This window comes from Aminobacter sp. J44 (genome assembly GCF_007829415.1).
GTDB lineage: Bacteria > Pseudomonadota > Alphaproteobacteria > Rhizobiales > Rhizobiaceae > Aerobium.
The window spans coordinates 109,152-132,264 of the sequence record NZ_VLJG01000078.1 but is presented as its reverse complement, the minus strand read 5'-3'; the positions used below and the strand labels follow the sequence as shown (position 1 = coordinate 132,264).

General features: G+C 62.0%; 27 protein-coding genes. 6 read left to right on the top strand and 21 right to left on the bottom strand.

Annotated elements, in window-relative coordinates; genetic code table 11:
• The first annotated feature begins 78 nt into the window (after positions 1-78).
• From hemH to L610_RS19360, 3 genes are all read left to right on the top strand, one after another.
• A complete protein-coding gene (gene hemH, locus L610_RS19370; RefSeq protein ID WP_144706984.1) occupies positions 79-1,143 on the top strand; it encodes a ferrochelatase in 1,065 nt (354 codons plus the stop codon).
• A 108-nt stretch (positions 1,144-1,251) separates the two neighbouring features.
• Entirely contained in the window at positions 1,252-2,217 is a 966-nt protein-coding gene (locus tag L610_RS19365) for an SPFH domain-containing protein (protein WP_024847916.1), read from the top strand.
• A 28-nt stretch (positions 2,218-2,245) separates the two neighbouring features.
• Positions 2,246-2,707 (top strand): NfeD family protein, encoded by a 462-nt coding sequence (locus tag L610_RS19360; protein ID WP_144706982.1) that lies wholly within the window; start codon positions 2,246-2,248, stop codon positions 2,705-2,707.
• On the opposite strand, the gene L610_RS19355 is transcribed toward L610_RS19360, so the two are convergent.
• Positions 2,704-3,702, bottom strand: coding sequence for an SIS domain-containing protein (locus L610_RS19355; protein WP_144706980.1), 999 nt, complete (start codon positions 3,700-3,702; stop codon positions 2,704-2,706). The genes L610_RS19360 and L610_RS19355 overlap by 4 nt on opposite strands.
• Before the next feature lie 552 nt (positions 3,703-4,254).
• Between L610_RS19355 and L610_RS19350 the strand changes: the two genes are divergently transcribed.
• Positions 4,255-5,346, top strand: a complete 1,092-nt coding sequence (locus tag L610_RS19350; protein ID WP_186441626.1) for an outer membrane beta-barrel protein — start codon at positions 4,255-4,257, stop codon at positions 5,344-5,346.
• Positions 5,347-5,353: 7 nt separating this feature from the next.
• On the opposite strand, the gene L610_RS19345 is transcribed toward L610_RS19350, so the two are convergent.
• From L610_RS19345 to L610_RS19335, 3 genes are all read right to left on the bottom strand, one after another.
• Positions 5,354-6,436, bottom strand: a complete 1,083-nt coding sequence (locus L610_RS19345; protein WP_024847920.1) for a nickel/cobalt transporter — start codon at positions 6,434-6,436, stop codon at positions 5,354-5,356.
• 16 nt (positions 6,437-6,452) lie between these two features.
• Entirely contained in the window at positions 6,453-7,103 is a 651-nt protein-coding gene (locus L610_RS19340) for a DUF1007 family protein (RefSeq protein WP_024847921.1), read from the bottom strand.
• 69 nt (positions 7,104-7,172) lie between these two features.
• Complete coding sequence (locus L610_RS19335; protein ID WP_024847922.1) at positions 7,173-8,069, bottom strand: LysR family transcriptional regulator; 897 nt, start codon at positions 8,067-8,069, stop codon at positions 7,173-7,175.
• Positions 8,070-8,663: 594 nt separating this feature from the next.
• Between L610_RS19335 and odc2 the strand changes: the two genes are divergently transcribed.
• Together odc2 and L610_RS19325 are read left to right on the top strand one after the other, a co-directional pair.
• Positions 8,664-9,797: an ornithine/lysine decarboxylase gene (gene odc2, locus L610_RS19330; RefSeq protein WP_144706976.1), complete on the top strand. Its 1,134-nt coding sequence runs from the start codon at positions 8,664-8,666 to the stop codon at positions 9,795-9,797.
• A 97-nt stretch (positions 9,798-9,894) separates the two neighbouring features.
• Positions 9,895-10,461 carry a GNAT family N-acetyltransferase gene (locus L610_RS19325; protein ID WP_024847924.1) on the top strand — a complete coding sequence of 189 codons (567 nt, stop codon included), beginning with the start codon at positions 9,895-9,897 and terminating at the stop codon, positions 10,459-10,461.
• Positions 10,462-10,481: 20 nt separating this feature from the next.
• Here L610_RS19325 and L610_RS19320 read toward each other — a convergent pair whose 3' ends face one another.
• The 17 genes from L610_RS19320 to L610_RS19240 form a co-directional block, all read right to left on the bottom strand.
• On the bottom strand, positions 10,482-10,805 hold the full coding sequence (locus L610_RS19320; RefSeq protein ID WP_024847925.1) for a hypothetical protein: 324 nt from the start codon (positions 10,803-10,805) through the stop codon (positions 10,482-10,484).
• Positions 10,806-10,922: 117 nt separating this feature from the next.
• Complete coding sequence (locus L610_RS19315) at positions 10,923-11,204, bottom strand: SCP2 sterol-binding domain-containing protein (protein ID WP_024847926.1); 282 nt, start codon at positions 11,202-11,204, stop codon at positions 10,923-10,925.
• Positions 11,205-11,278: 74 nt separating this feature from the next.
• Positions 11,279-11,794: a MarR family winged helix-turn-helix transcriptional regulator gene (locus tag L610_RS19310; protein ID WP_024847927.1), complete on the bottom strand. Its 516-nt coding sequence runs from the start codon at positions 11,792-11,794 to the stop codon at positions 11,279-11,281.
• Between the two features lie 131 nt (positions 11,795-11,925).
• Positions 11,926-12,405: a hypothetical protein gene (locus tag L610_RS19305; protein WP_144706974.1), complete on the bottom strand. Its 480-nt coding sequence runs from the start codon at positions 12,403-12,405 to the stop codon at positions 11,926-11,928.
• An 8-nt stretch (positions 12,406-12,413) separates the two neighbouring features.
• A complete protein-coding gene (locus tag L610_RS19300) occupies positions 12,414-12,764 on the bottom strand; it encodes a hypothetical protein (RefSeq protein ID WP_245263696.1) in 351 nt (116 codons plus the stop codon).
• Positions 12,765-12,862: 98 nt separating this feature from the next.
• Positions 12,863-13,402, bottom strand: a complete 540-nt coding sequence (locus L610_RS19295) for a rod-binding protein (protein WP_024847930.1) — start codon at positions 13,400-13,402, stop codon at positions 12,863-12,865.
• A 58-nt stretch (positions 13,403-13,460) separates the two neighbouring features.
• Positions 13,461-13,847, bottom strand: coding sequence for a hypothetical protein (locus L610_RS19290; protein ID WP_024847931.1), 387 nt, complete (start codon positions 13,845-13,847; stop codon positions 13,461-13,463).
• A 4-nt stretch (positions 13,848-13,851) separates the two neighbouring features.
• Positions 13,852-14,610: a flagellar biosynthetic protein FliR gene (fliR, locus tag L610_RS19285; RefSeq protein WP_034329802.1), complete on the bottom strand. Its 759-nt coding sequence runs from the start codon at positions 14,608-14,610 to the stop codon at positions 13,852-13,854.
• A gap of 9 nt (positions 14,611-14,619) precedes the next feature.
• Positions 14,620-16,707, bottom strand: coding sequence for a flagellar biosynthesis protein FlhA (gene flhA, locus L610_RS19280; RefSeq protein WP_024847933.1), 2,088 nt, complete (start codon positions 16,705-16,707; stop codon positions 14,620-14,622).
• 124 nt (positions 16,708-16,831) lie between these two features.
• Positions 16,832-17,098 carry a flagellar biosynthesis protein FliQ gene (gene fliQ, locus L610_RS19275; protein ID WP_024847934.1) on the bottom strand — a complete coding sequence of 89 codons (267 nt, stop codon included), beginning with the start codon at positions 17,096-17,098 and terminating at the stop codon, positions 16,832-16,834.
• Positions 17,095-17,556: a flagellar hook assembly protein FlgD gene (gene flgD, locus L610_RS19270; protein ID WP_144706972.1), complete on the bottom strand. Its 462-nt coding sequence runs from the start codon at positions 17,554-17,556 to the stop codon at positions 17,095-17,097. Before flgD ends, fliQ begins: the two co-directional genes overlap by 4 nt.
• Positions 17,557-17,561: 5 nt before the next feature.
• Complete coding sequence (flbT, locus tag L610_RS19265; protein WP_034329804.1) at positions 17,562-17,993, bottom strand: flagellar biosynthesis repressor FlbT; 432 nt, start codon at positions 17,991-17,993, stop codon at positions 17,562-17,564.
• A complete protein-coding gene (gene flaF / locus L610_RS19260; RefSeq protein ID WP_024847936.1) occupies positions 17,990-18,337 on the bottom strand; it encodes a flagellar biosynthesis regulator FlaF in 348 nt (115 codons plus the stop codon). The genes flbT and flaF overlap by 4 nt, the downstream gene beginning before the upstream one ends.
• A 34-nt stretch (positions 18,338-18,371) precedes the next feature.
• On the bottom strand, positions 18,372-19,394 hold the full coding sequence (locus L610_RS19255; protein ID WP_024847937.1) for a flagellar hook-associated family protein: 1,023 nt from the start codon (positions 19,392-19,394) through the stop codon (positions 18,372-18,374).
• A gap of 4 nt (positions 19,395-19,398) precedes the next feature.
• On the bottom strand, positions 19,399-20,841 hold the full coding sequence (flgK, locus tag L610_RS19250) for a flagellar hook-associated protein FlgK (protein ID WP_024847938.1): 1,443 nt from the start codon (positions 20,839-20,841) through the stop codon (positions 19,399-19,401).
• A gap of 32 nt (positions 20,842-20,873) precedes the next feature.
• Positions 20,874-22,211, bottom strand: coding sequence for a flagellar hook protein FlgE (locus L610_RS19245; protein ID WP_371713073.1), 1,338 nt, complete (start codon positions 22,209-22,211; stop codon positions 20,874-20,876).
• Positions 22,212-22,333: 122 nt separating this feature from the next.
• Positions 22,334-23,002, bottom strand: coding sequence for a response regulator transcription factor (locus L610_RS19240; protein WP_144706970.1), 669 nt, complete (start codon positions 23,000-23,002; stop codon positions 22,334-22,336).
• Between the last annotated feature and the right edge of the window lie 111 nt (positions 23,003-23,113).

The following is a 23,113-nucleotide window of genomic DNA, read 5'->3' as shown; positions in this document are numbered from 1 at the left end:
CTCTAAGGTGTGGCAAGCTGCACCCTTGCATTGAGCAAGGATCGGCCTAGTTTCCGGCGACTTGCTAGGAGAACGCAGATGAACTCTCTCGCGGCACCGGCCGACGACAGGACACGCACGACAGGACCGCTGCCGGAAGGCCATCCGCCCGTTCGCCAGGGCAGGATCGGCGTCCTTCTCAGTAATCTCGGAACGCCGGACGGAACCGACTACTGGTCGGTGCGCCGTTACCTGCGCGAATTTCTGTCGGATCCGCGCATCATCGAGGCGCCGCGCGCGGTATGSCTGSCGATCCTTTACGGCATCGTGCTGACCACGCGCCCGCAGAAGGCCGGGAAGAACTACGAGTCGATCTGGAACAAGGAACGCAACGAGTCGCCGCTGCGCACGATCAGCCGCGCGCAGGCCGAAAAGCTCGCCGAGGCGTTCAAGGACGACGATCGCATCGTCGTGGACTGGGGCATGCGCTATGGCACTCCCTCGATCCGCAGCGCCGTCGACAACCTGATGAAGCAGGGCTGCGACCGGATCGTCATGTTCCCTCTCTATCCGCAGTTCTCGGCAACGACGACCGCGACGGCCAACGACCAGCTCTACCGCGCGCTGATGAAGATCCGGCACATGCCGACCGCGCGCTCGGTGCCGCCCTACTTTGACGAGCCGGTCTATATCGAGGCGCTAGCCCGCTCGATCGAGAACCACCTCGCCAAGATCGATTTCGAGCCGGAGGTCATCATCACCTCCTACCACGGCATTCCGAAGAGCTACTTCGAGAAGGGCGATCCCTATCACTGCCACTGCCTGAAGACGACGCGCCTGCTGCGCGAGCGCCTGAAGCTTTCGGACAAGCAGATGATCACGACCTTCCAGTCGCTGTTCGGCAAGGCCGAGTGGATCAAGCCCTACACCGACAAGACGGTGGAGAAGCTGGCGAGCGAAGGCGTGAAGCGCATTGCCATTGTCAATCCGGGCTTCTCGGCGGACTGCATCGAGACGCTGGAAGAGATCGACGGTGAGGTGCGCGAGGTCTTCATGCATGCCGGCGGTGAAAAGTTCACGCACATTCCGTGCCTGAACGATACGCCGGAAGGCATGGAAGTGATCGAGACGCTGGTGCGGCGCGAGCTGCAGGGCTGGATCTGACGGCTCTCGCCTTCTGATTGTAACGCGGCGAAAACGGCCTTACATCTGATCGCGGGGCCCGTGACGGGTCATGACCGCCTGATGCTGGTCTGGCGATTGGAGGTATTGATGCCGTTTTCGGGTTTCGACGTTCTTGTTCCGGTGCTGGTCGTTCTCGTCCTGCTCGTCATTTTTGCGGGCATCAAGACCGTCCCGCAGGGTTACAACTACACCGTCGAGCGCTTCGGCCGGTACACGAAGACGCTGACGCCAGGCCTCAACATCATCGTCCCGTTCATCGACCGCATCGGTGCGCGGATGAACATGATGGAGCAGGTGCTCGACGTTCCGACCCAGGAAGTCATCACGAAGGACAATGCGACGGTGTCGGTGGATGGCGTGGCCTTCTATCAGGTGCTGAACGCGGCGCAGGCTGCGTATCAGGTGGCGGGGCTGCAGAACGCGATCCTGAACCTCACCATGACCAACATTCGCTCGGTCATGGGCTCGATGGACCTCGACGAGCTGCTTTCCAACCGCGATGCGATCAACGACCGGCTGCTGCACATCGTCGATGATGCGGCGCAGGCCTGGGGCATCAAGATCACTCGCGTCGAGATCAAGGACATCAACCCGCCGAAGAACCTGGTCGACTCTATGGCCCGCCAGATGATGGCCGAACGCGACCGTCGCGCCGAAATCCTCGTTGCCGAGGGCCGCAAGCAGGCGCAGATTCTCGAGGCCGAAGGCCGGCGCGAAGCTGCGTTCCGCGACGCCGAGGCGCGTGAGCGCGCCGCCGAGGCGGAAGCCCGCGCAACTCAGATGGTTTCGGAAGCGATCGCCAAGGGCGACATGCAGGCGCTGAACTACTTCATCGCGCAGAAATACACCGAGGCGATGGCGCAGATCGGCACGGCACCAAACAGCAAGATCGTGCTGATGCCGCTGGAGGCCTCGTCGCTGATCGGCTCTCTCGGCGGCATCGGCCAGATCGCCAAGGAACTGTTCAGCAATGACGCGCCGGCCGCGCAGCGACCGCAGGTGACGCGACCGGCTGCCCGGCCGCCAGTGGTCAATCCCGAGCAGGGTCAATAAGGCGGCAAGCCGCGCGGGGGAGGTTCACATGATCGCGCAGTGGTTCAGCGACATAGGGCCGTGGAGCTGGATGGTGATTGGCGTCGCGCTGCTCGCGCTTGAGGTGATGTCGCCCGGCGTCTACCTGCTCTGGTTCGGCGTCGCCGCGATCCTCACCGGGCTGCTCTCGTTCCAGCTCTGGGACTTTGCTTTCTGGGGCTGGCAGATGCAGGTGCTGGCCTTCCTGATCCTGTCGCTCGCTTCAGTGCTGATCGGGCGTCGGCTGTTTCCGGCCACCGGCGCCGATGATACCGACCAGCCGCTTCTCAACCAGCGCGACCGCCAGCTCGTCGGCCGGCTTGCGACGCTGACGGAGCCGATCGTCAACGGCCGCGGCCGGGTGCGCATCGGCGATACGCTCTGGCGTGTCACTGGTGAGGACATGGCAGAGGGAACGCGCGTGCGCGTCGTTGCCGCGGAAAACGGAGAGCTCAGGGTCGAGGCGGCCTAGGCCGCGCCAATTCGCAACAGGTCGTGCAGATGGACAAGGCCGATCGGCTTGTYKTCTTCGACGACGAAAACGGTCGTGATCGACGACGAATTCACCAGCTGCAGCGCCTTGCCGGCCAGCGTGTCCCGGTCGACGCGCTTAGGATTGCGGGTCATCACCTCGTCGACCGTCTGCGTTAGCAGGTTCGGGCCGAGGTGACGGCGAAGGTCACCGTCGGTGATGATGCCGGTCAGGCGGCCGTCTTCAGAGACGATGCCGACGCAGCCGAAGCCCTTGCCCGAAATTTCCGAGACAGCTTCAATCATCAGCGTGCCGGACTTTACCAGCGGCAGGCTGTCGCCGACATGCATGATCTCGCTGACCTTGACGAGGCTCGCGCCGAGCTTGCCGCCGGGATGGAAGGTGCGGAACTGGTCAGGAGTGAAGCCGCGCGCTTCGAGCAGCGCGATCGCCAGCGCATCGCCCAGCACCAGTTGCATCGCGGTCGAGGTCGTCGGTGCCAGGCCGTGCGGGCAGGCTTCCGCCGTCTTCGGCAGTGCCAGCAGAACGGTCGACTCGCGGCCGAGTGTGGAGTCGACGCCCGAAGTGATGGCGATGATCGGAATGTTGAAGCGGCGCGCATAGGTGACAATGCCCTTCAGCTCCGCCGTCTCGCCCGACCAGGAGATGGCGAGGATCGCATCATCGAGGTCGATCATACCGAGGTCGCCGTGGTTGGCTTCGGCCGGGTGGACGAAGAAGGCTGGCGTGCCGGTCGAGGCCATGGTCGCCGCGATCTTCGAGCCGATGTGTCCGCTCTTTCCAACGCCGGTGACGATCAGGCGGCCGGTGATCTTGCTGATGAGTTCGACCGCTTCCGCGAAGGGCTCGGCAAGGCCGTTGTTAAGGGCACTTGCCAGCGCAGCCAGGCCTTCTGCTTCCGTGTTCACGGTGCGGATGGCGGACTGGGCGGCGGCCTTGCGATCGATCGGGGTCGAAAGAGTGTTTCTGCGCATGAAATGCGCTTAACGCCTCCGCAAAAGGATGTCCAACGCTGCGTTGAGCGTGCGTCGCCGCACGCATCAATTCTCCATTAACCATCGCTGTTTACGGTCCGGTAAAGCTTCGGCGCGGGGTGCGCCACATGACCGGGCGACGATGGCACCAACTCCTTGTGACAGGACAGGCTTGCGGGCGGCTGCACTGACGATAGCGGCCGGTGTCGCGTTCGCCTGCGTGCCCGCTGCCGCGCAGGACCTGCCGACACTGCGCGGAGCCGTCGCCGAGGAAGACATCAACAATGAGCTATTGGGCGGTGCAGCCTCTCAATCGCCATTCGGTGACGAGGAAGAGGCCCGGCCGCGACAAAGTCGCCAGCAGCGGCGGGGGGGGGGGGGGGGGGTGAGGTATCCGCCGCCACGCGTACGCCCACCGCTACCTCCGAGGATCCGGAACGCAACCAGCGCGCGGCAGCCGATGCGATCCGCACTGGCGCGATCGAGGGCAGAGGCGCTGGGCCGGAAGAGAACCCGTTCGACCCGGTTGGCCTTCGCCTGGGAACCTTTACCGTGCGGCCGCGGCTCGATCAGGGTATCGGCTGGACGTCGAACGCCAATTCGTCAGAGGACGGCAAGAGCTCGACCTACTCCGAGACGGCGCTGCGCCTCAATGCCATCTCCGACTGGTCGCGGCACAGCGCGACCGTCGATGCCGGCCTCAACTGGCGCAAGTCCATCTCGGGCAAGAAGATCGATGAGCCGGAAGGCGGCATCAATGGTGAGCTGCGGCTGGATCTCGGCGGCGACATCAACGCGGTAGCCGGTGCCGGCTATCGCGTGCGCGAGGAGTCTGCGTCGTCGCCGTCGCTGGTCGCCGGCGTTGCTGACCGGCCGCTGCGCCACACGCTGACGGGGATCGTGGGCGTGACGCGCGACATCGCGCGCTTCCGCTTCGGGCTGACGGGCGACGTTTCCCGCAATTTCTATGGCGACGCGAAGCTCGACGACGGGTCGGTCGTCTCACAGGCGGAGCGTGATTCGACACTGGCGACGGCCAAGCTGCGGCTGGGCTATGAGATTTTTCCGGCGATCCGGCCGTTCATTGAGGCCGAGGCCGGCCGGCGCTTCTATGACGAGACGCGCGACAGCGCGGGCTACGAGCGCTCGGCCGACCGTTACGCTCTGCGTACAGGTGTCGAACTGGACCTGCGTGAAAAGCTGACCGGCGAGATTTCAGGTGGCTGGCTGACAGAGCGGCCAGATGACGACCGGCTCGCCTCCATTTCAGGCTTTGTCACTGCTGGCCGGCTGTCGTGGTCGCCGGTCCGCGGCACGAGGGTCGACCTTAACGCCGCAACCGAAGTCGAAGGCACGACCAGTGCGGGCGAGACCGGTTCGCTGCTCTATACGGGCAGCGTAGAGGTGAATCATCAGCTGCGTTCGAACCTGACCGGCCGCGCGGCCGTCGGGCTCGAATACCGCGACTACGCGGCTTCGGATGCGCGTGACACGGTACTGTGGGGCGAGGCGGGTCTGACCTGGTGGCTGAACCGCTATGCCGGAATCACCGGCCGCGCGCGGCATGAGGTCCAGCGCAGCAATTTGCCTGGCCGAGACTACGACGAGACAAGCGTCTATCTCGGCATGACTTTCCAGCGCTGAGCGGCGGTCAGGCCGTCAGACTTGCGGACAGCAGCATTACACCCAGCAGGAAGACGAAGGCAGCGCCGGCGATCTCGATCGCCGCATGGACGCGATTGCCGGTGCGGCCATCGCCTGCAACTGCGACCGCCCAGTTCTTGGCGGTCACCGCAAGGATCGCGAGGACCGACACGGTGATCGCCGTGCCAAGGCCCATCGCGAGCACTGACAGCACGCCCGCCACATAAAGCCCGTTGAGGAAGGCAAAGGACAGGACGATCAGTGCGCCGGTGCAGGGGCGCAGGCCCACCGCAATGATCGCCGTCCATGCCGTCTTCCAGTCGAAGCGTTCGCCGCCGATGAGTTTCGGATCCGGCGCGTGCGAGTGGCCGCAGCTTGGGCAGACATCGTCATGATGGTGATGGCCATGATGTTGGTGATGATCGTGCGCATGGTCATGGTGATGATGACCATGGCTGCAGGCGTGATGATCGTGATGGTGGTGATGCTCGTGGTGGCTTGCCGCCGAGAGGCTGTGCGCAGGCTGGCCCACGAACAGGGCGCGCAGGCGCGGCCATGCCTTCTGCCACAGCAACCAGGCGCCGAACGCCGTCACCAGCACGTAGGAAGCAACTTCCAGGAAGCGCGTCGCGTCGGTCATCGATACCGACGTGCCGCGCAGGATCAGGAACACGGCCGCCATGATGATGATCGCCGTCAGTGACTGCAGCAGCGCCGACAGGAACGACAGCAGGATGCCGCGCCGCAACGCCACCTCGTTCGCCAGCATGTAGGAGGAGATCACCGCCTTGCCGTGGCCGGGCCCCGCGGCATGGAAGACGCCGTAGGCAAAGGAGAGGCCGACAAGCAGCCATGCCCCGCCGCCGCCATCACGCATCGAGCGCAGCGCGCCGGTCAGCGAGCGATAAAAGTTCTGTTGGTGGACGTTGATCCAGTTGAGCAGCCCCGCGAACATGCCGGTCGCGGGTAGCGTCGCCTCGTTCGAGCCGATGCCGAGCGAGCTTTGCGAATGGCCGGCCGAGACGAGCGTGGCAAGCAGGCCGGTGGCGGCGATCAGGAGGAAGGCGGCGCGCGTCGCGGGCTTCTGCATGAGGCTCGCAATTCCCTTATGAGCAGGTCAGTTCAAGGCGGGTGGCGAACAGCTTCGACATGTCGTTGCTGGACGGGTCCTCGAAGAACGCTTCCGTGAGCTTGTCCTGGTTCATCGCGATCGCCTCGTCGGGATCAGGGCGGACCACCGTCTTCTTGCAGCTCGCCGGCAGAGGGGCAACGGACATGTTGTCGTCTTCTGAAAAATCGATCGCCGTGTAGAAGGTCGGGTCATAGACACCGAAGGAGAGCGTGCCTTGCAGGGCCAGCTTCTCGACGGGCTTCGATTCAAAGAAGACGATCAGCTGGTTGTCCTGGTAGTTGGCGAGGATCGCCTCCGGCGGTGTCATCTTCACCGCTTTTCCCGCGTTTTCGACGAACTGGAAATAGTCGAACTCGGCAAGCGATTCGTGGATGACCTTGCCGACCTCTTCGAGTTCGTCGTCGTCGAGGGTCAGATCGGAATTCTTGTCGAATTCCAACAGGACGGTCGAGGAGAACAGGTCATCGAAGCGCCAGACATGGCGCAGTGCCTCGACCGCGCCATCGCCAGTGAGCGCCACTTCGAGATTCGCTTCGGCAAATACGTGAGGATGGGACAGGGCATTAGGCGTGGTCGCCAGGAGCAGGGCGGCCGCGGCCGAAATGATTGACCGTGTCGTCTTCACGTCCGTTCCGTTCCTTTTGGATCTTGCGCCAGCATCGTCAGAAACCCGGCGAAATTGGGACCTGCGAGCTCAACCCTCATGCTGCTTGAACCATTGCGCGAGGTAATCGACGAACACCCGGATCTTGGCCGGCAGGTAGCGCCGATGCGGATAGACGGCAAAGATGCCGCCGCCACGCGGTGTCCATTCATCGAGCACCGAGACAAGTTCACCGCTCGCAAGCGCCGGTTTGGCGATGAAGTCGGGCAGGGGCGCAAAGCCCAGCCCGGAGATTGCGGCAGCTCGTGTGGTCAATGGGCTGTTGACCTCGATAGGACCTGATACCGGAACCGAGAAGAGCTCACCATTCTCGCGCATGAATGGCCAATTCGCCAGCCAGCGGCCGTTGGTGTCGACAAGGCAGGGCAGCTTGACGAGGTCCTGCGGCTTTTCGGGCCTGCCAACGCGTTTGATGAGATCGGGCGAACCGCAAATCTTCAGCGAAAACGGCGCCAGCCGGCGCGCGATCATCGACGAATCTTCGAGCCGCGTGATGCGGATGGCGACGTCGAAACCTTCCTCAACGAGGTCGACGAAGCGGTCGTCGAGCTGGATGTCGAGGACAATGTCCGGATGTTCCTTCGCAAAGTCGATCAGCGACTGGCCGATAGGTGCGTCGGAGAAGGTCCGAGGTGCAGTCAGCTTGATGCGGCCGCGCACGTCGCCCGCCGAGTTGCGCACGCTCTCGGCCAGGCTGTCGATCTCCTGGATCAGCTCGGACGCGCGCTTGTAGTAGATGTGGCCGGCTTCGGTGAGCGAGAACTGGCGTGTGGTGCGGTTGAGCAGCAGGGCGCCAAGCTCGTCCTCCAGCTCACGGACATACTTTGACAGCAATGCCTTCGAACGCCCGATCTTGCGCGCGGCCGCCGAAAATCCCTCTGCCTCCACCACATCGACGAAGGCACGCATGCGTGTCAGCGTGTCCATATAACTCCCGCAAATCGTCCAAACTGGAACGAGGCGCGAAGCTTTGTTCATTTGGCGCGGCAGATCAAGGGCGGCCTTAGGAAATGGTAACTGTTGCAGGCGGGACTCACCCTTGCGCGAAGCTGTGAGAGACGTGAATTAGCCATTGATTGTGAAAAGCGATTTCCCTATATGCCCGCTTGCCCAAAGTCGCACGTGCCTGTGGGTGTCCGCCGTAACCTCGTTTGGTGAGGGAAATCGGTAAGGTACCTGGAGCCAACCACTCCAGTCGGTCAGACGGCCAACCGCTGATCCGAGGACACCTTGAAGCAACGACGGTGCGGGCCTTTCTGGTGCTTGCCGGTTGTCCATAGACCGGGGTTACTGAAGAGGCACACCTTCATTGCCGGCAGTGCGGAGGGTTCTCCAAGCCAAGGCAGACAAAAGAACGAATCTTCGCCGCAAGGCGCAGGTTCATAGCCGCGCGTGAAGCGTCTCAGGTTCGGTGTCCTCCACCGGCCGAACCTCGATTCACCCAACGCGTTCCTTTGTCCGTGCAGGACCATGGTCTGAGGGCCGGAACATCCTGCAGCTTGCTCGATGCGGAGAACCACGATGGCAACCCAGCGTATCCTCGACTTCCTTGCCACCCGACGACCGGCTGGTCCGTGCCTTGTTGTCGACCTCGACGTGGTCCAGGAGAACTACCGCGCCTTCGAGCGCGCGCTGCCCTATTCTAAGATCTACTACGCCGTGAAGGCCAACCCGGCGCCGGAGATCCTGCGCCTGCTGGCTTCGCTCGGCTCCTGCTTCGACACCGCATCGGTCAACGAGATCGAGATGGCGCTCGACGCCGGCGCGACCGCTGACCGCATCAGCTACGGCAACACCATCAAGAAGGAGCGCGACGTCGCGCGCGCCTACGAACTCGGCATTCGCCTGTTCGCCGTCGACTCCGTCGAGGAGGTCGAGAAGATCGCGCGCGCTGCTCCGGGCAGCCGCGTCTTCTGCCGCGTCCTCACCGATGGCGAAGGTGCCGAGTGGCCGCTGTCGCGCAAGTTCGGCTGCGTCCCGGCGATGGCCGTCGATGTGCTGCGTCATGCGCGCTCCCTCGGCCTCGACGCCTACGGCGTGTCGTTCCACGTTGGCTCGCAGCAGACCAACCTGGACGCCTGGGACCGCGCGCTCGGCGACGCCAAGATGGTGTTCGACACGCTCGCGAACGAGGGCATCGTCCTGCGCATGGTCAACATGGGCGGCGGCTTCCCGACCCGCTACCTGCGCGATGTGCCGGCGGCTTCGGCCTACGGCGAGGCGATCTTCGAGGCGCTGTCGCGTCACTTCGGCAATCGTCTGCCGGAGACGATCATCGAGCCGGGCCGCGGCATGGTGGGCAATGCCGGCGTCATCAAGTCGGAAGTCGTGCTGATCTCCAAAAAGGCTGACAACGACAACGTGCGCTGGGTCTACCTCGACATCGGCAAGTTCGGCGGTCTCGCCGAGACGATGGACGRGGCGATCCGCTACCCGATTGCAACGCCGCACGACGGCGATGCGACCGCGCCCTGCATCCTCGCCGGCCCGACCTGCGACTCGGCGGACGTTCTGTACGAGAAGACCCCGTATCCGCTGCCGCTGTCGCTGAGCATCGGTGACGAGGTGCTGATCGCCGGCACCGGCGCCTACACGACGACCTACTCGGCGGTCGCGTTCAACGGGTTCGAGCCGCTGCGCGCCTACGTCATCTGACGCAGGGCTTTCAGGCGATCCGAACAAGCGCCAGGCGGGCCATCCGCCTGGCGAAGCTCACCCTGAAATCAGGCCTATTCTTCAAGGACGCTGAAAGATGTCCACGCAGGCTGCCGTCATCTCCGTTCCCTCTATCGCGATCGCTGCCGAAAGCGCGCAGGATGTTGCCGCGCGCGAGGCGCTGCTCGACCGCGCGATGGGGCGCATGCGCAAGCGCAAGTCGTCGGAAAAGTTGCGCCGCGGCCGGCTGCCGGCTGAGGGCCTCGCCTTCTCTGCGAAGGACGAGAATGGCATGCTGGTCGGCACCGTGCGCCTCTGGAACGTTCAGGCAGGCGAGGGCGGACCGGCGGCGCTGCTGCTCGGACCGCTTGCGGTCGATCCGTCGCTGAAGGGCGCGGGCATCGGCTCGGCTCTGATGCAGCACGCGATTGCGGAGGCTGCGCGGCTTGGCCACGGCGCGATCCTGCTGGTCGGCGATGCGCCTTATTACGCGCGCTTCGGCTTCAGCGCGGATCGCACCGGCAAACTGTCGATGCCTGGACCTTATGAGCGTCACCGTTTCCTCGCGCTCGAGCTGCGTGCTGGTGCGCTTGACGGTGCGCGCGGCGTGCTGCGCGCCTCTGGCAGAAAAGCAAAGCCCGCGCACGAGGCGCGGGCTGCCTGACTTCCAAAACTGTCCGACGATCAGTCGGTGACGGTGTAGGATGCCGTCTCGCAAAGGTCGGTGGTGTCCTCGATAGCGTCGCCATCGTCGAACACGATGCGCAGGTCGTACTCGCAGGCGCGGCGGCCGTCGGCGATGGTCACGTTGACGGTCTCGCCCGATCCGAGGACGTCCGTGCCGAGGATGTCCTCCTCCCAGCTCTTGACGTTCGACGGCGACGCATAGAGCTCGGTGATGACAAAGCTGCTCTTGTTGATCAGCTTGAACACCATGTCCTCAGCCATCGCCGAAGTCGGCAGAATTGCCAGCGCCGCAAGAGCCGGCAGGTACCTCAGAAAACGCATTAGATGCTCCCCAAAAGAAATTTACGCTGGGTCACTTACGACCTTCGCGTGTGCCGTGAAAGGGGAGCTCAAGTAAAAAAGCGGCCGGTTGGCCGCCTTTCCCGAAAAATTCCTGGATCAGATCACCTGGCTCAGCTGCATGGCGATCGACATGTCGCCAGCGACCTTGATCTTACCGGTCATGAAAGCCATCGTCGGGTTCAGTTCGCCCGCGATCAGGTCCTCAAAATTGTCCTTCGAGATGGTGATCGTGCAGTCGGCATCAGCATCAGTGGTGGTGACGTTCTGACCGTCGATGACGATCACGCCGTCGCTGCCGAGATCGAACTTCACCGACTTGCTGAAGCCGGAGCCGGAAACCTTTTCGCGGATCTTCTCTGCAATAGCATCAAGGCTCATCGTGTACTCCCATCCGGGCCTTCCGGCCTCCCAATTGAACGATGGGAACACATAACAAGTAATTGACGTTTACGTCAACGTGAAGATGTGGACTTGTGTTCGGTATCGAGCAGACGATCAAGAAGCTCTATGAGCTTGTCGCGGGCTTCCCTGCCGCCGAGGCGGTCAACGAAACGCTGCTCGTGTGTCTTCCAGATGGCGAGCATCCTCTCCGCGAACCGATGGCCTTCCGGCGTCAGATGCAGCGAATGAGAGCGCTTGTCGTTGGCCGACTTGCGCCGCTCCGCGAGGCCGCGGCGTTCCAGTCCGTCCATCAGCGCAACGAAATTGGCGCGCTTGATGCCGAGCCGCTCGGCGACTTCAGTCTGCTTGAGGCCCGGTGAGCGGGCGATCAGCACGAGAACGGAAAATTCAGCGGGGCGGAGCCGCAGCTCGGAAAATGTCTCCAGGAAGTCCTGGAATACGAGCAGCTGCGCGAGGCGCAGCTTGTAGCCGATGATGTCCTCAATATCGGGAACCGACAGCTTGCGTAATGCCTCCGCCTCGTCGGATTGGCTGTCGGAAGGTGGACTGCTTTCTGCGCTCGTCATGTGTCTCCGGCACCTCGACTATGCGTCTGCAGATCGGAAGCTACGCCCGCCCGAATCGCGGCTCCCACATGCTGTGTTTCACCGCTATCACAACTGGTGGCCGATCAACAGTAATCGTCAAGTGTGCCGCACTAACGAGGTGCTTCTGACGCCGCCGTCTTGGTTTGACTGGTGCCGACCTGGTCCTTGGGCAGATAGTCGATCTGTTCGACCAGAATCTCTCGGATCAGATCTTCGCCGATCCTCTCATTGAGACCTGCGCGCAGCGTCTCGCGGAAGCTGTCGACGTCGAAGTTCTTGCGCGAGGTGAAGTCGATTTCCGGATGGCCGTAGAGGTGCGTGTAGACGAGGTCGCTAAGCAGCGCCTCGGCCGGCAGCTTCAGCTGTGCCAGCCTCTTCCCCTCGGCGGTGTAGACGAGGCGGGCAAGGAAGTAACCGTGAACCTTGCCGTTCTCGAAGATGGGTACCGAGATGATGCCGGTCCGCACGTAGTCCAGGCCGGCGAACGCGGTCGCCTGGGCCTCTTCTTCCGTGTCATCCTTCGTAGCCGACTGGAAGGAGAAGATCAGCGCGCCCGTCGTGGCGATGCTGATCCACAGTGCGGCCGCCATCAGTTTGATCATTGAGTCGATGCCATGTGGCCGAATTCGCTTGCGGAGTAGGTGCCGTCAGCCTCGGCGCGCTGAATGGCATCCTGCATCAGTTCGGCAACCTCGTTCACCGCATTGAGGTGGGCGAGGATGGCGCGCTCGTTGAGGGCGAGCTTTTCGCGCAGCCGCTTGATATCGTCGTAGTGCTGCGCCTGCAACGTGGCGGCACCAAGAGACGAGATTGCCTTGTTCAGTTCGTAGAGATAGCGGCTCTTGCGAGCATTCGAGCCCTTGATGTCGAAGCGAATGTCGGTGCGGATGGCAGCGGTTTCGGCTTCGACCGTTTCCTCGATGCGACTCAAAATTGCAGACAGGTTCATGAGCGCAGCTCCAGCCTCAGCGCTGGGAGCTCCTGTTCGCATGAAATCTGGTGCGTCCTGCATATAGCTTTTCTCATCTGACTCAAATTGTTGGGGGCTCAAATTTCGGCGGTTGCAGTTGCAGAACGGTCCTGGCTGACCGCTTGCGCAATCGTCCGCTGAATCTCATCGAGGAGGGCTGCCGACTTCAGCGCCTGAATGTCGGTGTCGGTCTCGCTGGTGGTCTCAGCGGCGGATGCGCCCTGCTGGTCATCCTTGTTGTAGTAGTTGTTCAGGATGCGCTCGGCGATGCCGATGCCGCCGGTCTCGGCGAGTTGATTAGCGAGCTGTTCGGCCATCATGGAGTGCCACATCTCGCCCGCCAGTCCCTCGCCGTAGACCGACTCCGTATCCTTCGGCAGCATGGACTGCAGGAATGTCTGCAGCACCAGGGCCTCGAACTTCATGAAGGCATCAGAACGGGGATTCCTGGCGGGCGCAGAGGACTGGATGTCGCCGGCCCCGGCGATGCTGAACTCTGCTCCGGCATTCCGTGCTGCCGCATGTGCAGCGAGCTTCTCGCGCGCCGCGTCGGCTGCAGCCGGATCGGCAGCACGCACGACATCGAGCACTAGATCGCTCTGCAAGGGAACGGCCAAGGGTTATCTCCCGCTTGATCTGATGTCGCTAATATGGCGCGACAAGCTTGTGGCAGGCTTACTTTGGGGTACCCAAGCTGCGCTCAATAATTTCGAGACGCGCCTTCTCTTCTTCTTCACGTTCCTCCAACTGGGCGGCCTCCCGCCACGCTTCCTCGACGCGCTTGGTGCGGGCGGTCGCAGCGGCAACGAGCTTCGCTTCCTCCTGTGCCAGCACTTTTTCATGCTCTTCGCGGGCAACCGCCGCACCAATGCGGCGGTTGTAGATGTCCGGGAAAAGGCCGGGCATCGGCGACGCTCGGTTCAGCGAATCCAGAAGTTCCGCTGCGTCCTGCCTTGCCTTCTGCGCTTCCGTCAGATGCTGGGCGTGGCGGGTCTCGTGGAGACCCTTGATCTGCTTTTGCAGCCGGATGAGCCGTTTCAAGCGGCCGGCACGCGATTCCATGGCATCAACCTCCCAAGGTTGTTGGCAGGAAGCCGTCGGCAAACAGCGACAGCATGATGCCGATACCGAAGTAAAGCATGATGAGGCCGCCCGCGACGGTGAAGGGCAGGGACACGAAGTATACGGGGATGTGCGGCGCCAGCTTGTTGATGAGGCCGATCGTCAGGTTCGCAAGGATCGCGTAGGCGATGAAGGGGCTCGCAAGGCGCAGCGTCAGGTAGAAGGATTGCGCAAGCGTATCGGTGAGATCGATCAGCGCGCCCTGGGCGTCGAACAGATTTCCAACCGGTGCGACCTGGTAGGAGATGATCAGCGCCTTCACGACCTCGTGGTGAAAGTCGAAGGCGAAGAGCACGATCAGGGCGCAGAGCGTGATAATGGCCGCGAGTGCCGGCTGCGGCTCGGCTTCTTCCACAATCGTGCCCGGAATGCCGCCGAGGCCTATCGCGTTCGCGATGACCGACCCGGCAAACTGCAGGGCGAGAACATAGAAGCGGGTTACGAGGCCCATTGTGGCGCCGATCAGCAGCTCGGAGCCCACCAGCAGAACCTTGGACGAGGCCTGACCGCCGGTATGCGGCAGGATCGCGTCCCACAGATGCGCCAGCATGGCCCAAGTAATCGCGAGAGCCGCGAACAGCCGTATGTGTGGTGCAACTCTCGCGCTGGAGAGGCCCGGCATCAGCATGAAGCAGGCCCCGATCCGGCAGAATGCGAGGAAGGCCGAGAACGCGATAGCGTCGAGCGGCAGGCTTGGCAGCATTCTCCCGCCTTACGAGATCGAGCCGAGCACGCGAACCTCCACGCCGCGTGCGATCTCGACGTGAGACAGGACGGGCAGAGTCGGGAACAGGCGCTCGACGATCATGCGGACGTAAGGCCGCGCATCCGGTGCCGTGACGAGGACAAAGCGCTCGCCGGCGTCGAGATGCTGGCGCACCGCCTTGGTCATTTCGTTGCCGAACTCCTCGAGAAGGCGCGGGTCGATGTCGAACTCGCGAATCTCGCCCTTCTGGTCGCGCTTCAGGGCTTGATGGAATGCCAGGTCCCAGCGATTGCCGAGACGCAGGACCTTTAGCACGCCGCCTTCGGTGAGGTCGCCGCAAATCTGCTGCGCCATGCGGATGCGCACATGTTCGACGATCTGCTCGGTGCGGCGAACATGCGGCGCAATCTCGGCGATCGCCTCGATGATGAGGTGCAGGTTGCGGATCGAGATGCGCTCGGCAAGCAGCAGCTTCAATACGGCCTGCAGGCCCGGATAGGAAATGTGCGAGGTGCAGATCTCGTCGATCAGCTTGCGGTATTCCTGGTCCTGCCGCTCGATCAGCGCCTTCATGTCCTTGTAGGACAGGAGCTGCGGCAGGTTGTTGCGGATTACTTCCGACAGATGCGTGAGCAGCACCGACAAGTTGTCGGCGAAGGTGTAGCGCTCGCGCTTCAGATCTTCAGCGAAGGCTTCCGACACCGAGTAGGCGCGCATGCCGAAGGCCGGCTCCCGGACTTCCTCGCCGGGGATCTGCGGCAGCGGACCGTTGCCGAGCAGGACCATGACCTCGCCGACGCGCATGTGGTATTCGGCAACCACGGTGCCGTGGATCTTGATCTGGTAGGCCTTCGGCGGGATCGTGAAGTCGTCGGTGAGCTTTACCTCCGGCACGACGAAGCCGTACTGCGTCGCGAACTTCTTGCGCATCTTGCCCATGCGGAACGCCAGTTCCTGCTGGGAGGTCAGAAGGCGCGTGGACAGCTGCTTGCCGACGAGGAGCTCAATCTCCGGGGTCTTCAGCGACGCCTTGATCGACTGCTTCTCCTCTTCGACCTTTGCCTGTGCCGTCTGACGTTCGGCGGCAGCGGCAGCTTCAGCCTGCTTCTTCCGCTGAAGCGGAATGAAGTAGGCAACCGCGCCCATGGCCAGCGCCAGGGCGAAGAACGGGATCGCCGGCAGGCCCGGCATCAGGCCAAGCGCGCCGATCAGCACAGCGGCGACCGAGAGTGCGCGGGGGTAGGCACCGAGCTGACCGAACACGGCCTCGTCGGTCGCACCACGTGTACCGCCCTTGGAAACGACGAGGCCGGCGGAGAGCGAGACGATCAGCGCCGGGATCTGAGTCGCCAGACCGTCACCGACCGACAGCTTGACGAAGACATCGGCGGATTCGGACATCGCCATGCCGTGGCGCGTGTAGCCGATCGCGATGCCGCCGATGATGTTGATGGCGGTAATGATGAGGCCGGCGATCGCATCGCCGCGCACGAACTTCGACGCGCCGTCCATCGCGCCGAAGAAGGAGGATTCCTCTTCCAGTTCGCGACGGCGCTTCTGCGCTTCCTTGTCGTCGATGATGCCGGCCGAAAGGTCGGCATCGATGGACATCTGCTTGCCGGGGATCGCGTCGAGGGTGAAACGGGCGCCGACTTCCGCGATACGGGTGGCGCCCTTGGTGATCACGATGAAGTTCACCACGATCAGGATCATGAACACGATCAGGCCGATGACGAAGTCGCCGGCCATCACGAGATTGGAGAAACCGCCGATGACGTAACCCGCGGCGTTCACACCGTCATTGCCGTGGGACAGGATCGCGCGGGTGGTCGCGATCGACAGCGCCAGGCGCAGCATGGTGACGATCAGCAGGACGGTCGGGAACGAGGTGAAGTCGAGCGGCTTCTGCATCCACAGCGCGACCATCAGGATCAGCACCGATACCGCCAGCGACAGGGCAAGGCCGAAGTCGATCAGGAAGGCCGGGATAGGAAGAAAGAGGATCGAAAGGATCGTGATGACGCCCATGGCGAGCGCAATGTCACGACCGTGAGTGCGAGCCAGGGGCAGGGGAGCCGAATCGATAAGCGCCATGAACTTCCGCCGTCATCCATCTTTCGCGCGCACGGAGCGCACACGTTGCAGGACACTAGAAGGTCAAGCTTGCGCGAAGGATGTGATGCCGGAAGCCGGTGCTGGGAAGCAGCCAGATAACCGGTCAGAAACCGGTTTCGATGCGCTGGAACATCACGTTGGTGAAGGAGGCAATCTGCGCGCCGATGAAGGGTGCGGAGAAGGCGACGGCCAGGAGGATCGCGACGATCTTCGGGACGAAGGTGAGCGTGATTTCCTGGATCTGCGTCAGCGCCTGGACGAAAGCGATACCGACGCCAACGAACATGGCCACAGCAACCGCCGGCCCGGATCCGGTCAAAACCGTCCAGATGGCGAATTGCGCGATGTCGAGAGCGTCGGCCTCATTCATGCTTCGGACTGGTCCGTATCGGAACCTGCAGGAGCGTCAGGAGCGGCAGCCGTCGCCTCGCGGACGGTGAAGCTTGCGCCCATCGGAACCTTGGTGCCGTTGTCGAGGACAAGAACGGTTCCGTCGGAGTAGACTTCGACCTGCTTTACAATGCCGCTCGCCTTGCCGTCCATGGTTTCGACGTGGCGGCCGATCAGATCAGAGGCTTGCGTCAGGGTATTGCCCAGCAGCATCGACTGCAGCTTGTTGTTCATCTGGATCGACTGCTCGACCTGCGAAAACGTCGCAAGCTGGGCGACATAGTCCGTCGATTCCATCGGAGCCGTCGGATCCTGGTTCTTCATCTGGGCGACGAGCAGCTTGAGGAACGACTGGTAGTCGACCGTCTGGGCGCTAAGGGCGCTGGCCGACGACGTTGCGGTTGCGCTCGTCGTGGAACTGACTGCAGACACTGTCATCGTCGCTACTCCGCGGCTGTGAGGAGGGTTGGCTGCTTTGCGCCGGCCTGGTTGAGGATCTCCGCTTCGAGCACATACAGACCACGAATTGCCTTCAGGGCTTCGTAGACGTGACCCTCGTTGACGAGGCGATCAATATGCTTGAGCGTCGACAGGATGTGCTCGTCGGAGAAGCAGGCGAGAAGCAGCGGCATCGACTTGCGCAGCATTTCGCGTGCCTCCGGAGCGCCGTCCGGATTCATCAGGATCATCTGGACGATGAAGTAGAGTTGGCGTAGCGGCGTTGTTGCCTGGTCCGGCTGCAGAACATGTCCCTCAAGCAGGAAATGGACGTCGTTGAGGAATTCGAGCGAAACCTTACGGTCGGTGCGGATCACCGCGCCGTTGACGTAGATCTTCTCGTTCGCCTTCAGGGTGATCTTGAGGGTGTTCTTCATTGGATGCCATCACGGATGATCTGAGAGACCTCGATCAGCCCATCGAAATTGTCGGATTTGCCCTGCCGGATCGCCTCGGCTTCGCGAAGCAGCCACAGGCCGATGGAAATGAGGTTGGCACGCAGCTCCTGCGGCAGGCCGTTGTCCTCGCTTCCAAGGTCCTCAATGAACGTGGTCCAGACACGGTTCAGGAAGTGGATGGCATGCACCGCCTCGATCGAGAGCGGGCCCTTGTCCTTGGCAGCGATCAGCATGTCGATGGAGCGCGAGAGAATTTGCTTCTCGCGGTCCTTGGCGTCCGCCACGGAGTCGGACTGAATTTCAGCATAAGCAAACTGGTACATGCGGTATCCGTGCTTGTGGCAACGTTCAAATTGATCAGGACAGGTACTTCAGCAGGCTCATTTGCTGCATCCTGGCCGTTAGCGAGTATGAAATCTCAAGTTGGGTCATCAGACCCGTGACCTTTGTGGAGGCTTCGTATGGATCGATGCCCTCGAGGTCATTGATGCTCAGTTCGAAGAGGTCGATTTGCATGTTCATGCGCTCGTTTGCCTCCTCGATACGCTTCTGGGTGACGCCGACATAGCCCTGCTGCTTCGCGAACTCGCTGACAGCGACGCCGGTCGAGGCAAGGGCCCGCTCAAGAAGCACCTGGCGAGCTTCGCCAGTGAGCGACGCCTGCGAGAGCGCGGCGACCGTAGCCGCTGCCTTCGCCAGTTCCTTGATCGCGGTGATGTTTGCGGAAACGGAAGTCTTCGCGGTTTCGGTCAGGGTGATCCGCGAGGTGATTTCCTCATCGGTCGCTTTGGACCACGCGTCCCAATTGGTGCCCGTGAACATCGGCTCGATGGAGTCGAGGAAGGTCTCCATTTCGGCTCCGGTCATCGGGTTCGAGGCGGAGAAGTTGGCCAAGGCGGTTTCGAACGCCTGCCGATTGGGCGAGTTTGGGTCGAGGAAGTCGTTGAACGGCTTCACATCCGTGTTGATGCCGGCGAAGATGTACTCACCGTTGAGGTTTGTGTTCAGGATAGCCGTCATGGCGGACAGGACGGACTCTGCCTGGTTCTGGATGATCCGGCTGTCGCCGACATCGGACGCCGCGGTGGTCAGTGCCGCCATTAGTTCGTTGGAGAGTTCGGTCAGGTCCTTCAGAGCTACCTGCGTCGAATCCAAGCGCGACCCGGCGAGCTGATTGGTGTCGATGAGGCCGCTGAGTCGGCTGACTTCCCGGTGCAGCGATGCGGAGATGCCGGCACGCGCGCCGAGCGCGAGTCCTACGTCCGCGACGCGAAGGGTCTGCACTTCCTTCTGTGCCTTGGTCAGATCAGACGTCATTTTCTGCGTCTGGTACTGTAGGGCCTTGGAAATGGCCTGCGAGGAGACGAAGGATACCTTCATGGGCCTATCTCACCACACTAAGTAGGGTCTCGAGCATTTCGTCGATCATCTGCAACAGCTTTGCGGAGGCTGCGTAGGACTGTTCCAGCTCAAGCATCAACGCCATTTCTTCGTCGACGTTGACGTTAGTTACATTCGACAGCGCCTCCGCGGTGCGCACCAGTAGGGCGCTCTTGGTTTCGGCGCCGTAGTCGGCGTTCTTGCGCGCATCTTCGAGCCAACTGATCGCGCCGGTCGAGTAGTTCATCAGGCTCATCTCGTAGGATGAACCGTCGGCGCCGACGAACGTCTGGTGCGCGTCCATGGCGGTGCTGAACTTGTTCAGAAGGCCAGTGAAGTTGGCGTGACGCTCCGCCGGAAGGCCCGGATTGATGTCGTAGTTGATGCCGTCGCGCAGCTTGATTGGATCGACATCCGGGTTGATCGCGATCTTCCCGGCGAGCCCCGTCTTCCTGTCGGCCGTTGTGAGGTCGACCGAGGGGTCGACCGAGACGAACAGACCTGCGCTGAAGCTGCCGGGGGTGTTCGGGTCTTCTTCGGAGAAGGCCAGGATGAGACCACGCGCAACCTCATCAAGTTGAGCCTGGAGACCGCCAGCGTAGTCATCGCGCAGCTGAAGCATCGCAGCCAGCGTGCCGCCGGCATTCGTATTTGCACCGTTACCAGGCGACAGAGGTACACCATCCACCAGGATCTGACTGCCGACCGTGTCGCTGGCAAAGATCGGCGTCGCGGTGAACTGAATTGACCGCGGAGTTGACTCGAACAACGTCATGCCGTCGGCCGTCACGATCATCATGTCGTTGTTGGCCCTGGTAATCGTCGAGATCGGCACAAGCTCGGCAATGCGGCTGAGCAGCTCGTCGCGCTGGTCGTATGCGTCGAGGGCCTCACGTCCAGAAGTGGTCGCGAGCTTGATCTCGTCATTAACCTTCTGAAACTGGGCAAGCAGCGTGTTGAGTTCAGCTACTCCGAGCGCGATCTGGCTATCCATTTCGGCACGGAATTTCTGGATCTGGCTCGTGCCGTCATTGAGGGAGCGCACGAGGCTGCGCGCTGCCTCGATCGCATTCTCACCAAGCGTACGGTTGGAGGGCGTTGACGAATAAAGCTGGATCGCTTCCTGCATCTTGCCAAGAAGCGTCGCCGGCGACGTGGCATTGTCGACGCCGTTAACTGCAAGATTCAGCCTGTCGAGACCGTTGACGATCGTGCTCTGAGCCGTCCATCCCGAAAGCGCGTTCAGGTTCTGCCTGAAGAGTGCTTCGTCGGTCGCCCGCCGCACTTCGGCAATCCGGTTCCCAGGCGCGAGACTCGAGACGATAGAGGTTCGCCTCGAGTAGTTCTCGTTATACGCGTTCGCGATGTTCTTGGAGACGACCGTGGTCTGTCGCTGGGAGTTAAGGAGCGAGTTCTGCGCGATATTCAGTGCAGTTGAAAGTGACATTATTCCCCAGTTCCCTTACCCCAGCTGATCACCTATCGCTTCAGGTTGACCAGAACATCCATGAGATCGCCGCCGGTCTGGAAGACCTTCGAGTTTGCGGTGTAGTTGCGTTGGGACTCGATCATGTTGGTGAGTTCCTCAGCGATATCGACGTTGGAGTTCTCGACGGCACCGGACTTGACGGCGCCAAGAGAAATCTCATTCGGCTTGCCGAACTTCACCTGTCCCGACTGGAGACCTTCCTGGAACACGTTGCCGGGCAGCACTGACAGCTGATCCGGGCTCTGCACATAGGCAAGGTCGAGGCGATAGAGTTTCTCCATCGCGCCGTTTGCGTACTGAACCGACAAGATGCCGTCTTCGTCGATAACGATGCGATCGATCGCCGACGGACGAGACCCGTTCATTTCGGCTGCCAGCGGCGTATAGTCTGTCGCCAGCTGGCGCATGTCGCTCAGGTCGACCGAAATTCTTTCGCCGTTGAGATCCTTACCAGCAGGAGCCGGCCGCAGATCAAGGACGAGTTCGGTGCTGGATCCTGCGACTAGATTTCCGGTAGTCGGATCAAAAGTCAGGTCCATCTTTTCGAGAGGGGCCGTCGCAGGGGCGCCTGTGACAGGGTCAATGTATGGAAACGCCGTGGCCGTGGATGCGTCGGGTTGGTAAAAGACAGCGACTTCCCACTGATTGTCTGCAATCTTCGTGAAGTAAATGTCCAGTCGAATTGCTTCGCCGGCGTATCCGATTGCAGTCAAGCCAGACTTGAAGATCGAGCCGGCCTCCATGCCCGCGCGAATGTCGGCATCATTGGCAGGGTTGGCCGAGGGCAACTTGGTAACGTCGCCGGGCGCAGGTAGCATGGGCGCGTACACCGGCGCATCAAACGGAAGATTTGATGCCAATTTGCCCATTGTGGAAGCTACTCGTTCCAAACCCGTCGTTGGAATGGTAACCCGTTCATAGTCGCCGTATGTGGTGGTCGTTCCGGGCTCGCCGAGCGCATAGCTGCGGCCCATGAGGTAGTAGCCGGCGGCATTCACCAGGTTGCCGTTGCCGTCAGGGATGAAAGAGGCGGCACGCGAGAGGAAGGGCTTTCCTGCTGCGTCCTGGACGACGAAGAAGCCGTTTCCATCGATGGCAAGGTCGGTGACGGAGGTCGTATACTGCAGGTTACCAGCGCTCATGTCGTAGCGGACCTGCGTGGAGATGCCGCCCGAGACGTAGCTCGTGCCGGTATTCGGCACGACCAGCGAGGAGAACGCCACGCTTGCCTTCTTGTAGCCGTGGGTGCCGGAGTTGGCGATGTTATCCGCAACGGTTGCAAGGCGGGTGGCCTGTGCGTTCATGCCAGACACGCCGGTGCGCATCATGCCATACAAGCTCATGGGTTCTTCTCCTGAAGATTCAGACAGCTTGGAGTGAGACTAGCTGTTCTGTCTTGCGTGAAGCTGGCCAGCGCCTGCGTCCTCGTGATCGCAGGCGCCAGGGATGATCACGCTACGAGCCGGTAGCCGAGGAAACGCTTCGAATCGATCGGGTCGTATCCGAGGCGCTCACGCAGCTTCTTGCGCAGCTTGCTGATGTGGCTTTCGACGACGTTCTCTTCGACGTCCTCGTCGAAGATGCCGTAGATCGCGCCGAAGACCTGGCTCTTGGTTACGCGACGGCCCGCGTTCATCGCCAGATACTCGAGGATGCGGCGTTCGCGGCGCGGCAGCGGCAGCGGCTGGCCCTCGATTTCCGGATCGCGGCCGTCCATGAAGATGCGCAGCGGTCCGAACTCTGAGTAAGGCTTCTCCTCCTGAACGCGGCGGCGGATTGCCGTGATGCGCGCCAGGATTTCGCGAATGTGAACCGGCTTACGGACCACGTCGTCGACGCCGGCCTCGAACAGCTTCAGCGTCTGCTCGAGCGACTGCTGCTCGAGAAGCGCGATCACCGGAGCCGTGGTGCGGTCGCGGATCTGGCGCGGCGAGACGATGCTGCTCGACGCCTCCCCGATCAGGAATGCGTGCACTGCCTTGAGGTCGTCATCCGAAACGCTGGAGACCCACTCTCCAAACTCGTCGGGGCCAAACCCCGCGCTCGCGACACCCTCGCGATCAAAAAGTGATTGATAACCGTCCTTAACGAGCTCGCGCTCGTCGACAATCACTATCATCGGCCCGCCTCCGAATCAGTTGCCCAAAATTGTTCACAAAGGGTTACTCGCACGGGTGAATCCCCCACAATGGTCAGATTTTGTGGGGTGGTTTTTGGGAGTCTGAGGGGT